General features: G+C 64.6%; 14 protein-coding genes. 3 read left to right on the top strand and 11 right to left on the bottom strand.

What is annotated here, in order from left to right; all coding sequences use genetic code 11:
* Positions 1 to 27 precede the first annotated feature (27 nt).
* Positions 28 to 606, top strand: a complete 579-nt coding sequence (locus N6L26_RS05785; protein WP_263607089.1) for a hypothetical protein — start codon at positions 28 to 30, stop codon at positions 604 to 606.
* A gap of 256 nt (positions 607 to 862) precedes the next feature.
* Positions 863 to 1,297: a hypothetical protein gene (locus N6L26_RS05780; RefSeq protein WP_263607088.1), complete on the top strand. Its 435-nt coding sequence runs from the start codon at positions 863 to 865 to the stop codon at positions 1,295 to 1,297.
* A 12-nt stretch (positions 1,298 to 1,309) separates the two neighbouring features.
* Here the strand turns inward: N6L26_RS05780 and rsmD are convergent, their stop codons facing one another.
* Genes rsmD through N6L26_RS05765 form a run of 3 tightly spaced genes read right to left on the bottom strand, consistent with a single transcriptional unit; the run spans position 1,310 to position 3,837 of the window.
* Positions 1,310 to 1,855 carry a 16S rRNA (guanine(966)-N(2))-methyltransferase RsmD gene (gene rsmD, locus N6L26_RS05775; protein ID WP_263607087.1) on the bottom strand — a complete coding sequence of 182 codons (546 nt, stop codon included), beginning with the start codon at positions 1,853 to 1,855 and terminating at the stop codon, positions 1,310 to 1,312.
* A complete protein-coding gene (locus N6L26_RS05770) occupies positions 1,852 to 2,619 on the bottom strand; it encodes a pseudouridine synthase (protein ID WP_263607086.1) in 768 nt (255 codons plus the stop codon). The genes rsmD and N6L26_RS05770 overlap by 4 nt, the downstream gene beginning before the upstream one ends.
* A gap of 54 nt (positions 2,620 to 2,673) precedes the next feature.
* A complete protein-coding gene (locus N6L26_RS05765; RefSeq protein ID WP_263607085.1) occupies positions 2,674 to 3,837 on the bottom strand; it encodes an aromatic ring-hydroxylating oxygenase subunit alpha in 1,164 nt (387 codons plus the stop codon).
* A gap of 71 nt (positions 3,838 to 3,908) precedes the next feature.
* Between N6L26_RS05765 and N6L26_RS05760 the strand changes: the two genes are divergently transcribed.
* A complete protein-coding gene (locus N6L26_RS05760; RefSeq protein WP_263607084.1) occupies positions 3,909 to 5,636 on the top strand; it encodes an AmpG family muropeptide MFS transporter in 1,728 nt (575 codons plus the stop codon).
* 7 nt (positions 5,637 to 5,643) lie between these two features.
* Here the strand turns inward: N6L26_RS05760 and N6L26_RS05755 are convergent, their stop codons facing one another.
* From N6L26_RS05755 to N6L26_RS05725, 8 genes are all read right to left on the bottom strand, one after another.
* A complete protein-coding gene (locus tag N6L26_RS05755; protein WP_263607083.1) occupies positions 5,644 to 6,936 on the bottom strand; it encodes a bifunctional folylpolyglutamate synthase/dihydrofolate synthase in 1,293 nt (430 codons plus the stop codon).
* Between the two features lie 8 nt (positions 6,937 to 6,944).
* Positions 6,945 to 7,793, bottom strand: coding sequence for an acetyl-CoA carboxylase, carboxyltransferase subunit beta (gene accD, locus N6L26_RS05750; RefSeq protein WP_263607082.1), 849 nt, complete (start codon positions 7,791 to 7,793; stop codon positions 6,945 to 6,947).
* A gap of 149 nt (positions 7,794 to 7,942) precedes the next feature.
* The gene (gene trpA, locus N6L26_RS05745) at positions 7,943 to 8,731 is read right to left on the bottom strand and encodes a tryptophan synthase subunit alpha (protein WP_263607081.1); all 789 of its coding nucleotides are present in this window, start codon (positions 8,729 to 8,731) and stop codon (positions 7,943 to 7,945) included.
* A 292-nt stretch (positions 8,732 to 9,023) separates the two neighbouring features.
* Positions 9,024 to 9,209: a DUF6980 family protein gene (locus N6L26_RS13285; RefSeq protein WP_412071344.1), complete on the bottom strand. Its 186-nt coding sequence runs from the start codon at positions 9,207 to 9,209 to the stop codon at positions 9,024 to 9,026.
* A 17-nt stretch (positions 9,210 to 9,226) separates the two neighbouring features.
* The gene (trpB, locus tag N6L26_RS05740; RefSeq protein ID WP_263607080.1) at positions 9,227 to 10,444 is read right to left on the bottom strand and encodes a tryptophan synthase subunit beta; all 1,218 of its coding nucleotides are present in this window, start codon (positions 10,442 to 10,444) and stop codon (positions 9,227 to 9,229) included.
* Between the two features lie 96 nt (positions 10,445 to 10,540).
* Positions 10,541 to 11,173, bottom strand: coding sequence for a phosphoribosylanthranilate isomerase (locus N6L26_RS05735; RefSeq protein WP_263607079.1), 633 nt, complete (start codon positions 11,171 to 11,173; stop codon positions 10,541 to 10,543).
* An 8-nt stretch (positions 11,174 to 11,181) separates the two neighbouring features.
* Complete coding sequence (gene pyrF, locus N6L26_RS05730; protein WP_263607078.1) at positions 11,182 to 11,856, bottom strand: orotidine-5'-phosphate decarboxylase; 675 nt, start codon at positions 11,854 to 11,856, stop codon at positions 11,182 to 11,184.
* The gene (locus N6L26_RS05725; RefSeq protein WP_263607077.1) at positions 11,853 to 12,218 is read right to left on the bottom strand and encodes a LapA family protein; all 366 of its coding nucleotides are present in this window, start codon (positions 12,216 to 12,218) and stop codon (positions 11,853 to 11,855) included. Before N6L26_RS05725 ends, pyrF begins: the two co-directional genes overlap by 4 nt.
* Positions 12,219 to 12,254: the final 36 nt, after the last annotated feature.

Below are 12,254 nucleotides of genomic sequence, written 5' to 3'. Positions count from 1 at the left end.
TGACAACGACAAATGGAGCAATCTCCGATGCGTAATCTTATCCTTGCCGGCGCCGCTGCGCTGGCCTTTACCGCCGCCCCGGCGCTGGCAGATCACCACATGGAGGGCGAGGCCTACGCGTGGTCGGCAGACCAGCAGGCTATGTATGATGCCTGGCCCGCCGACCGGCAAAGCGCCTATGATGGCTGGCCCGGCGATGTGCAGCAATATTACTGGACCCTCACCCCCGCACAGACCGAGGGCTGGTGGGTGCTTACCGACGCCCAGCGTGTGCGCATTTACGAAATGGCGCCCGCAGCCCGCGCGCAGGCCTGGGCGCAGGTGGCCGCACAAATTGGTCCTGGCGCGACGCCGATGGAATCCATCGCAAGAGCCTCGGCATCGACCGCACCGCGTTTCGTCAGCAAGGAAGTCAGCCAGTCTCCTCCGGCCGGGTACACAGCGGCTTCGGGAGAAAATCTGCCCGTGTGCGATAGCATGCAGCAAGACGGCTGCATCAACAGCTGGGCCAAGAACAAGACGGGCAACCGCCCGCTCGAATACTGGCCGGGTCAGCCCGCGAGCGAGATTCCGGGCAAGCTGCCTGCCAAGAACCCGGGTTCATAAGCCCACCCTGAGCTGCGTAGCCACTACGAATTGCGTACATGACGTTCGAAGGGCGGGATTGCTGACGGCAATCTCGCCCTTTTTGCATGCGCGCTCGCAAGCTGCCGCATTTTGGGCACATTTGGCGACCGGGCGTGGCGGAGGCGGGTTTGGCACCGGGGCCGATCGGCAGGAGCGGCGTTGGTGTCGTATACAGCGAGCGCATCTCCGATGGGCCGCTGGACGGGCCTCGTCACGCCCCCAAATGAAAGGACTTATGATGCGTAAGACATTCTACTTCGTCGCCGGCGGCGCGCTCGCCTCCTTGTCGATCCCCACCATTGCGCAGGACGTGTCGGCAGATGCGACTTCCGATGAAGCGGTGACTGCGGAGACCAACATGGGTCTCTCCGCAGAGCAGCAGGCATCCTACGACTCCTGGCCGGTCGAACTGCAGGGACAGTTCGATGCGTGGCCGGGCGAAGTGCAGAGCTATTATTGGTCGCTTACCCCCGAACGCCGGGAATTGTTCTGGCGCATTTCTGATGCCAATAAACTCACCGTGAGCGGGTTGCCTGCCGAGCAGCAGGCGCAAGCCTGGATGCAGATCGAGGCACAAGCCGCGACCCAGGTGGCGCCAAGCGCGGACGAGCCGATGGCAGAGCCGGATCAAATGACCGATATGGACTCTGACGCCGCCGATCCGATGTGATCGTGTCGTGAATTATCCGGCGAGGCGGAGCAGCGAAATCTTCGCCTTGCCGGTCTTCCGCTCGGCAACCAGTTCGAGCCTGCGCATGGCGCTGGCCTCCTTTGCGCCAGTTTCGAGCGCGATCCACGTCGCGGATCCGATCCAGCCAAGCCGAGTGAGACGCTCGAGCGCGACAAAACCCGCTCCCGTTTCGTAGGGTGGATCGAGCAGTATCAAATCATGCGGCGCCTTGGCGGGACCCAGGCTCATGACCGAGGCTTGCTGCACCACACAGCGCGGCCGCGCATCGAAGGTGTCGATATTGGTGCGGATTGCCTTTACCGCCTGGGCGTCCTGTTCGACGAACAGGCAGGATCCAGCTCCGCGTGACAGCGCTTCGAGCCCCAATGCGCCCGAACCGGCGAACAGATCGAGCACTGACAGACCATCGAAACTGCCAATGCGGCTGGCGAGCATGTTGAACAGCGTCTCGCGCGTCCGGTCGGCGGTGGGGCGGGTGAGGTCTCCCGGGGGTGCGACCAGCTTACGCCCGCGCCATTCGCCCGCGATGATTCTCAAAGCTGGCCCCCGCGCTTGAGCTGTTTGCGGAACCGTTCGACATCGGCCTGGCGAATTTCGACTGCCTGCCCGCGCGGAAGATCGGCCAGTTCGAACGGGCCATAGGCGGTGCGCAGTAAGCGATTCACCTTGAGGTCGAGATGTTCGAGCACGCGCCGGACTTCACGGTTTTTGCCTTCGGTCAGCGTCAGCTGAATCCAGCGGTTCTTGCCCGAGCCGCGTTCGAGATCGGCTTCGATCCGGCCATAGCGCAGACCGTCGATCTCGATGCCTTCGATCAAATCGTCGAGCTGTGCCTGCGTGACGTCGCCAAAGGCGCGCGCACGATAGGTCCGCGGGATGGCCGAAGAGGGCAGCTCCATCGCCCGCTTCAACTCGCCATCATTGGTGAGCAGCAGCAGACCCTCGGTCGTAAAGTCCAGACGACCCACCGGCATCACGCGGCCCGTGTCGCGGGGCAGGGCGTTGCGCAAGGCGGTGTAAATCGTCGGGCGACCGGCAGGATCGCGCTCGGCGGTGATCAGGCCGGAGGGCTTGTGGAAGGCGAACAATCGCGCCGCTTCGGCCTGCCCCACGGGCTTGCCATCGACGGTAACGCCGTTGAGATTCGCCAGCTTGACCGCGGGTGTGTCCAGCACCTTGCCCGCGATCGCGATGCGCCCGTCGGCGATCATCCGTTCGATCTCGCGGCGACTGGCGATGCCCGCACGGGCTAGCAGTTTGGCGATCCGGTCGCCTTCTTCGGGTAGTCGATTGTCGGCCATGGCCGCGCCAATACACACAAGTGCAATGCAGCGGAAGCGCTAGCTGTCGGGCGGCTAGGTCGCGGCCCGCAGAGCCTCCTCGACGGTCTCGTGATAGCGCCGGATGCCGCCTTCCATCGTGCCCAGCGTCAGCTGCGGTACCGCGCCCGTCGCCAGGCCTTGCTGGCCAAGCTCGGCAGCGCGGAAATCCTCGCCCGCGAAGACCCCGCCATCGAGCAGCGCCCAGCTGCGTTCCCAGTGATCGCGTGCCTTGTCGGTCGAAGGGTGTTCGGGGATCAACATGAAATCCTCGACCAGCGTGCGGTCATGCGCCTGCGGCATCATCACCATGACATTGATGTAGTCGGGGCTGGGGATGATCAGCGCGCCGGGCAACAGCTGATAGGCATAGGTCACGACGCGGCGCAGCGCGGCCATGTCTTCGAGATCGACATCGGCCATTTCCTCCAGCCGCCCGACCGCGCTGCGCGCATGCGGGCCGATCATGTCGCCGCTGGTCGCGCCGTCCTTGAAGAAAGGTCCGATGGTCTTCGCGTGCAGGCGGGTGACATGATAGCTTTCGAGGAAGGCATCCATAATGAGCTTCCAGTTTCCCGCGACTTCATGCGTCTTGCGGCGGAACAGCACCTGTTCGCCCATGCCCAGCGCATCGAAATCTTCGCCGATGGTCTCGGCCACGGTGAAGTCGGCGGTTTCTTCCTGCGGGCAGAACCAGATCAGGCCGCCGGTCTCCCTGCTCGGCAATTCGACGAGGCCGTAATCGCCCTTGTCCAAACCGGGAAAGGTATCGGGCCGAGGCAGGGCTAGCAGCCTCCCATCAACCGCATAAGTCCAGGCGTGATAGGGACAGACGAGCTTCTTGGTACACTGGACATCGCTGCCTTCGACCAGCCGCGTGCCGCGGTGGCGGCAGACGTTGAGGAAGACATGCGCTTCGCCCGCGGCATCGCGCGTGATCAGCAACGGGCGCCCGGTGGCATCATGAGGCACCGCCATGCCCGGATCGGGTAGCAGCGCGGAAGGGCACAGGATCTGCGGCAGGCGGTCGTAGATCGCGGCCTTCTCGCGCGCCCAGTAATCGGGGTCGATATAGACGCTCGCGGGGACGGTGGTTGCCTCCGACGCATCGCGTTTGCACCCCGTGGCGATATCCTTGGCCAGGGCCAGCATGCCATCGGTGGGACGGCGCTCGAAATGTTTGGTGTCGACATCGTTCATGACGCCTGTTCCTCGCTCTCACTCGTCGCTAGTGTCGCAAAAAATTCGTCGAATAGGAAGGACGCTAGGGAATGGCCGCGGTCGCCGAAGAAACAAAAAAGATCTCCGCCTGGCGCGCGCTGGGCCTGGCCCTGGGCAATCGCAAGACCGGTTTCATGCTGCTGTTCGGTTTCGCCAGCGGGCTTCCCTTTGCGCTGTTCCTCGGCACCTTGTTCGCCTGGCTGACCGAGGCCGAGGTCGACCTTGAGACGATGGGCATCTTCTCGCTCATCGGGCTGGCCTATGCCTTCCAGTTCCTGTGGTCGCCGTTGATCGACAAGGTCGACATTCCGTTGCTGCGCCGCCTCGGCAAGCGCAAGCAGTGGATCGTCCCGATGCAATTGCTGCTCGGGGCAATCCTGATCACCATGAGCCTGCTCGAACCGCGCACGCAGCTGGGCATGTTCTCGCTGCTGGCCGGGATCGGCGCTTTCGCCAGCGCCACGCAGGACATCGCGATCAACGCCTGGCGTATCGACGTGGCGGACGAGGTGGCGACGATCGACATCCTCTCGACCGTTTACCAGATGGGCTACCGGCTATCGTCACTGGTGGGCGGCGCGCTCGGGCTGATCATCGCCGCGCGGATTGGCTGGCCCGAAACATATATGATGATGGGCGGGATATTGCTGGGAGTGGGTGCCGTCGGTCTGCTCGCGCCCAATGCCGAGGGTGCGGCCGAACTGACAGAGGGTGACGAACAGGTTCGCGCGCTGCGCAAGGCGGGCGAGCTTGCTCCGGCAATCCGCAACCGGGCATTGGCAGCGGTCGGTCTGTTGTGGGCCGCCGCGATTGGCGCGGTGCTGGCCTTCATGATCATGTCGATGACCTATGCGCCCGCAGATCGTCCCAATCCGACCGAGTTCACCGTCACCTGGGGGCCGTGGATCATTGTCGCGACGATCATCCTTCCTTCGCTCATTGCAGGGTGGCTTTCGGGGCAGAAGAAGACCGGCAGGCACCTGCTGACGCATGACGCGCCGCCGGCGAGCGGGGGATCCTATGCCCTCGATCACCTCTATCGCGCGCTGGTGCTGCCACTGGTGGAACTGGTCGGGCGGATGGGCTGGTCGCTGGTGCTGATCTTCGCGGTGGTGCTCACCTATCGCATCTGCGACGCGATCTGGGGGACGTTTGCCTATCCGTTCTATCTCGGCGAGCTCGAATACACCAATGACGACGTGGCGTTTGCGTCCAAGTTCTTCGGCATCGGGGCGATCATCGCGGGGCTGGCACTGGGCGGGCTGATGCTTACCACCATCGGACGCATGGCCACGCTGCTGATCGGCGGGCTGCTCGCTGCGCTGACCAATCTGCTTTATGCCGACATGGCGCTAGGCGGCGCCAATATGCAGGCCTTCAGCGATGCGGTTGGCTTCACCTATCTGATCGAACAGGTGCCCGGGATCGGCGACGCCGACCTTGCCAAGCTGACCATCACCATCGGGTTCGAAAACCTGGCGATCGGGATCGCCGGCGCGGCTTACATCGCGTGGCTATCATCAATCGTGTCGAAGAAGTTCAGCGCGGTGCAATATGCGCTGCTCTCCTCGCTCACCCTGCTGGTCGGAACGTTGGGTCGCGGAGCGCTGGGCGAGATGATCGAGAACCAGGGTTATTACGACGTCTTTATCCTCACCACCTGGATCGGGCTTGGCGCAGCGGTGCTGGTGTGCGTCGAATGGTACCGCGAAAGCCGCGGGAAGGGATCGGCGGGGATCGTGGCGCCCGAAGCGGGCGAGGCCGTACCAGCCGAATGACGCCCGCCTAGTCGGGCAGTTCCGCGTTGAGCCGCAGGACTTCACCCGCGAGATAGAGCGAGCCTGCGATCAGCACGGGCAGGCCGTCTTCGGGCAGGTCGGCAAGCGCGGTCGCGACGTCCGGCTGGCTTACCGCTTGGGGACCGAATGCCGTACCCCTGTGCCAATCGTGGCCGGGGACGGGGACTACCGCAACGCTTGCGATACTGGACGCGAGTGGTCCGGTCAGCGCCTCGGGATCCTTGGCGTCGAGCATGCCGATGATCAGGTGCAGCTGTTGTCCGGCGAAATGCTGGCCAAGCATCCTGCCGGCGTCGGGATTGTGTCCCCCATCGAGCCAGACTTCGCGAGCTCCGACCAGAGGGCCGTCTGCAAGCCGCTGTAGCCGCGCGGGCCAGCGCGCCTGCGCCAGGCCTTGCGCCATCGCAGCGGGCGAGACAGGGAGCTTGTCCTGATGGCGAAGCATGGCCACTGCCAGCGCGGCATTCTGCGCTTGGTGCGCACCCGGCAGCGCCGGGAGCGGCAGGGCCAGTTCACCGCGTTCGTCTCGGTACCGTAGCTCCCCGGCGACCTCGGTATCCCATTCCGCGCCACGCATCGCGAGCGGCGTTCCAACGCGCGCAGCGGCGGCTACAACCTCGTCGCGCGCATCGCCCGGATACGACACGCACACCAGCGGAATACCCGGCTTGGCGATACCCGCTTTCTCGAAGGCAATCCGCGCGAGCGGCTCTGCCGGGGCACCGGTTTCGGGCATCAGCAGGAAGCGCTCGTGATCGATCCCGAGCGCGGCGATACCGCAGGCGGCAAGCACGCCCGGCTCCAGCACATTCGTGGCATCGAACCGCCCACCGAGCCCCACTTCGACCACGCAGGCATCCGCAGGCACGCGCGCGAATTCGGTGAACGCGGCGGCGATGGTCACTTCGAAGAAGCTGGGGCTCAGATCCTCGCCCTTATCGAGAATTTCGCCCAGCAATTCCGCCAGCCGCGCGTCCTCGATCAGGGTTCCAGCCAGCCGGATGCGTTCGTTATAGCGCACCAGATGCGGGCTGGTGGTGACATGGACGCGGTACCCCTGCGCCTCCAGCATCGCGCGCAGGAAGGCGCAGGTCGACCCTTTCCCATTGGTCCCGGCGACATGGAACACCGGGGGGAGCCGCAAGTGCGGATTGCCGAGCCGGTCGAGCAGCGCGCGGATCGTCTCGAGGCCGAGCCGGCCATCGGGAACGGACAGGCGGCCCAGCCGGTCGAACTGGCGCTGCACAGCAGGGTTGTCGGAGCGGGCGAAATCCCGCATGCTGCGCGTCAGGCTGCCTCGGCGGGCGCCAGGTAATCGAGCAACGTCGCCAGCGTATCGGTCAGATCGTGACGGTGCACCACCATGTCGACCATGCCGTGCTTGTGCAGATATTCGGCGCGCTGGAAGCCATCGGGCAGTTGTTCACGGATGGTATCCTGGATCACCCGCTGGCCCGCGAAACCGATCAGTGCGCCGGGTTCTGCGATATGCACGTCGCCCAGCATGGCGTAGCTGGCGGTAACGCCGCCGGTCGTCGGATCGGTCAGCACCACGATATAGGGCAGCCCGGCTTCCTTCAGGCGGCGCGTCATCACGGTTGCCTTGGGCATCTGCATCAGGCTGAGAATGCCTTCCTGCATCCGCGCACCGCCCGCCGCGGTGACCACGATATAGGGGCAATGCCGCGACAGCGCACGCTCGGCGCCCTGGCAGAAGGCAGTGCCCACCGCCATGCCCATCGACCCGCCCATGAAGCCGAAATCCTGTACGCCGACGACCGCGGGCTTGCCCTCGATCGCACCCGAACCGACGAGGAAGGCATCCTTGTGCGGGCTCTTGGCGCGCGCCTTCTTGAGACGATCGGTATATTTCGCGGTATCGCGGAACTTGAGCGGGTCTTCCTTCACATCGGGGATGGGGAGGACGTCGAACCCTTCGTCGAGCAGCTGGCGCAGGCGCTCGTCGGCACCAATGCGGCCGTGGTGGTCGCAGCGCGGGCAGACATAGGAGTTCTCTTCATATTCCTGCGCGAACACCATCTGCTGACAACTGGGGCACTTGACCCACAGGTCTTTCTCGGTGCTGCGCTTGGACAGCGAGGTGATCGAATTGCGGACGCGCGTGAACCAGTTCATGCGATGGGCCTATAGTCGGGTTGTCACAAAGCTCAAATAGGCAGCGGATTGGCAGAGAGCGTCATCCCTGCGCAGGCAGGGATCCAGCTGAGCGATCGTCGGGCACACCGCATGCGTTATCTGGGCCCTGCCTGCGCAGGGGCGACGAACTAGCGGGCTGATCGCACCGCTTCGGCAAGCGATGAAGCCAAAGCGCGTAGCTTGGCAGGCGCGTCCGTATCATGCTCGGCGACCAGTTCGACCAGCGCCGAACCCACCACTACGCCATCGGCCACGCGTGCGATCTCGGCGGCCTGCTGCGGCGTGCGCACACCGAAGCCGACCGCGACCGGAATGTCGGTCGCCGCCTTGATTCGGCTGACATTGGCTTCGATCGATTCGATCGCCGCCTGCTGCATGCCGGTGATACCCGCGACCGCGACGTAGTAGAGGAAGCCTTCGCTGCCATCGACGACCGCGGGCAGGCGCTGGTCGTCGGTGGTCGGCGTGGCGAGCCGGATCGGGGCGATTCCCGCAGCGCGCAGTTGGGGGCCGAGCGCGTCGTCTTCCTCGGGCGGGATGTCGACACAGATCACGCCGTCGACGCCCGCATCCTTCGCGGCTTGCGCGAACCATTCGGGCCCGCGGCGGATCATCGGATTGGCATAGCCCATCAGCACCAGCGGCACCTCGGGATGACGTTCGCGGAACGCGGTCGCGATGCGCAGCACATCGGCGGTCGTCGTGCCTTTGCCGAGCGAGCGGATATTGGCCTGCTGGATCGCGGGACCATCGGCCATCGGATCGGTGAAGGGCATCCCCAGCTCGATCACATCGGCGCCGCCCGCGACCAGCGCGTCGAGATTGGCTGCGGTATCGCCGTCGCCTGCGGTAAGGAAACAGACGAGCGCCGGGTGTGGCTTGGCAAAGGCATTCGAGAGGCGGGTAGAGGTGCTCATAAGGTCAGGTTCGTTCATCTAGCTCGGCAGAAGTCTGAGACATGGACCGGGTGTTACACTGTCCAAGGAGGAAAAAGCTGGAGGGGGCAAGCGGACTGCTGTGGGTGCGGCGGGAGGGAGGAAATGGCGAAAGTTCATGCGTTTCCCATGGCACGGACATGGCCGTGTAGGACAGCGCCAATCCACTTTTCGTCACCCCGGCCCCCGAGCCGGGGTCCCGCTGCCTTGAGCGCCGCGGTGGAAGTAGCTGGACCCCGGATCAAGTCCGGGGTGACGAAAGATGCTACGCTTGTCATTGTCCAATTCTGAGATCAGTCCCACGCCAGGGACAGAAATTGATCGCAATCATCGACGAGCCGCCGTCATGAATCAGGATACCGTATCGTTCGAATTCAGGATTGAATTCGATAAGACAATCGGGGCACTCCGAGCGATCTGGATGCTCTGAACACGTTTTTTCGACATTCTCCCGCATCATGTCGCAACAGTGCGTCGTCAAATCTCCACCCCGAGCTTCTCGGCCACCGTAAAGATGTCCTTGTCGCCGCGTCCGCACAGATTGGCGAGGATCACGCTGTCCTTGGGCATGTCTTTCGCGACCTTCGTCACCGCGGCAATCGCGTGGCTCGGCTCCAGCGCGGGGATGATGCCCTCGGTGCGGCACAGGAGCTGGAAGGCTTCCAGCGCTTCCTCATCCGTGACGGCGGTATATTCGACCCGCTCCATGTCCTTGAGCCACGCGTGTTCGGGGCCGATGCCCGGATAGTCGAGACCCGCGCTGATCGAGTGACCCTCGGTGATCTGGCCGTCCTCGTCCTGCAGCAGATAGGTCTTGTTGCCGTGGAGTACGCCGGGGAAGCCGCCGAGCAGGCTGGCAGCATGTTGGTCGCCATCGAGGCCATAACCGGCCGCTTCCACGCCGAGCATCTTCACGTCCGCGTCGTCGAGGAAGGGGTGGAACAGGCCGAGCGCGTTGGAGCCGCCGCCGATCGCTGCGACCAGCAGGTCGGGCAGGCGACCGATGCGGTCCTGCATCTGCTGCCGCGCTTCCTTGCCAATCACGCTCTGGAAGTCGCGGACAAGCTCGGGGTAGGGATGCGGCCCCGCGGCGGTGCCGATGATGTAGAATGTGTCGTGGACGTTCGCGACCCAGTCGCGCAGCCCTTCGTTCATCGCGTCCTTGAGCGTGCCGCGCCCGCTGGTCACGGGCACCACTTCGGCGCCGAGTAGCTTCATGCGGAAGACATTGGGCGACTGCCGCCGGACGTCTTCCGCGCCCATGTAGACCACGCAGGGCAGGCCGAAGCGCGCGCAGACGGTGGCGGTGGCCACGCCGTGCTGGCCCGCGCCGGTTTCGGCAATGATGCGCGTCTTGCCCATGCGGATCGCCAGCAGGATCTGCCCGATGCAATTGTTGATCTTGTGCGCGCCGGTGTGATTGAGTTCATCGCGCTTGAACCAGATCTGCGCCCCCCCGACCGCCTCGGTCAGCCGCTCGGCGAAATAGAGCGGGCTGGGGCGGCCGACATAATGTTCGAGCAAATCGTCGAACTCGCGCTGGAACTCGGGATCGGCTTGCGCTGCGCGATATTCGCGCTCGAGATCGAGCACCAGCGGCATCAGCGTTTCGGCGACATAGCGCCCGCCGTAATCGCCGAAATGCCCGCGCTCGTCGGGCTGGGTGCGGTAGGAGTTGGGGGTGGTTTCGGTCATCGCCTTCCCCTTGCCGTCGCTGGAAGCCGAAGTCGAGACAGCTTTGCTATTTTGCAGAGCATCAGGACTCCGGACCGCACCTATTCAAGCGGTGGGTCAGGCGCTCCGCGCGGCGCGGCAGAAGTCGGCGATACGCTGCGGATCCTTGACCCCGGGCGCGCTTTCCACCCCGCTCGAGGTGTCGACCAGCGGTGCCTGGGTCGCACGGATCGCCTCAGCGACGTTGTCCGCCGTGAGGCCGCCCGCCAGCGCCCAGTCGATCTTGTGATCGTGCCCGGCGAGCAGCGACCAGTCGAAGACAGTGCCATTGCCACCGGGCAGCTTCTTGGCGGGGGCATCGAACAGCAGGCGATCGACCTTGCCGATATATTTTTCGCTGCGGGTCAGCGTGCCCGCGTCTTTCAGCCCGACCGCCTTCCACACTTCATAGGGCAGGCTGCGGCGGATGCCGCCGATCCATTCGGGCGTCTCGCTGCCGTGGAACTGGATGATGTCGGGTTGGATCGCATTGAGAGCGCGCCCGGTCAGCTCGGGATCGGCATTGACCAGCAGCAGCACCGCCTTGGCTTTGCCGCGGGCTCGCTCACGCAGTTCCCGGGCTTGGTCGAGCGCGACATGGCGCGGTGAGGGTTCGAAATGCACGAGCCCAATATGCGTCGCGCCCGCTTCGATCGCGGCGTCCACGGTTTCGGGCGTCGAGAGCCCGCATATCTTGATCTGAACCGACATCGGATGTCCTACAGCGTCGCTTCGATATCGCGCGCGGCCTGCGCTGGATCGTCGGCGCGGCTGATCGGGCGGCCGATCACGAGGACGCTAGCTCCATCGTCGCGGGCCTGGCGCGGGGTGACGACGCGTTTCTGGTCACCTACCGCGCTGCCTGCGGGGCGCAGGCCGGGAACGACGAAGAAGCCGTCCTTCCACTGGTCGTGAACCGCCTTCATTTCCTGACCCGAGCAGACGATCCCGTCGAGACCCGCTTCATGCGACAGTTCGGCGAGGCGCTTCACATGATCGTGCGCGCTGCCCGCGATGCCCGTGCGCGCAAGGTCGCGATCGTCCATGCTGGTGAGCATGGTGACGCCGACGACCCTGGTATTCTCTCCTGCGGCCGCCTTGGCATCTTCCAGCATGGCGCGCCCGCCGCTGGCATGCACCGTGACGATGCTGGGTTCGAGCACGTGGATCGCCTGCATCGCGCCGGCGACGGTGTTGGGGATGTCGTAGAGCTTGAGGTCGAGGAAGATCGGCAGGCCGAGCTGGCCGATCATATGCACACCGTGCGCGCCGTGTGCGCAGAAGAATTCGAGCCCCAGCTTGATTCCGCCGACATGGCCCTTGACCTTCTTGGCCAGATCGAGGCCGTCGCGCAGGTGCGGAACGTCGAGTGCAAGATAGATCGGATTGGTCATGCGGGTTTTGACGGCTCGGGGTCGACCGGGTTGACCGGTTCGGGCGGCAGGTCGCTCGCGGGTGTCTCGGCGGTGGGCATTTGCGCCGGCGCTGGCGCGGGTGCCGCTGCCGGGGTTGTCAGGCGAGTGGTCGCCGCCTCCAGCGCATTGATGCGGCGCTGCGCGCGCCATTTGCTGGCGCGGTGAACCAGCCACATCGGCACCAAGCCGAGCAGGAAGGAAATGATCACCAGCGCGGGCAGCTTGGTCTCGAGCACGAGGTTCGACCAGATCTGCACTTCGACCGGCTTCCAATTGAAAAAGCTGAAGGCCAGCAGCGAAAACAGCAGCAGGACCCAACCGATGGTGCGCACGATTTGCATGAAGTGAAGCCCCTCTTGTGTCTTGTCGGTCGATGC

It is taken from the genome of Qipengyuania sp. SS22, from assembly GCF_025736935.1.
Classification (GTDB): domain Bacteria; phylum Pseudomonadota; class Alphaproteobacteria; order Sphingomonadales; family Sphingomonadaceae; genus Qipengyuania.
Note: the sequence above shows the minus strand (reverse complement) of the source record. Positions and strands in the feature narration are given on the sequence as shown.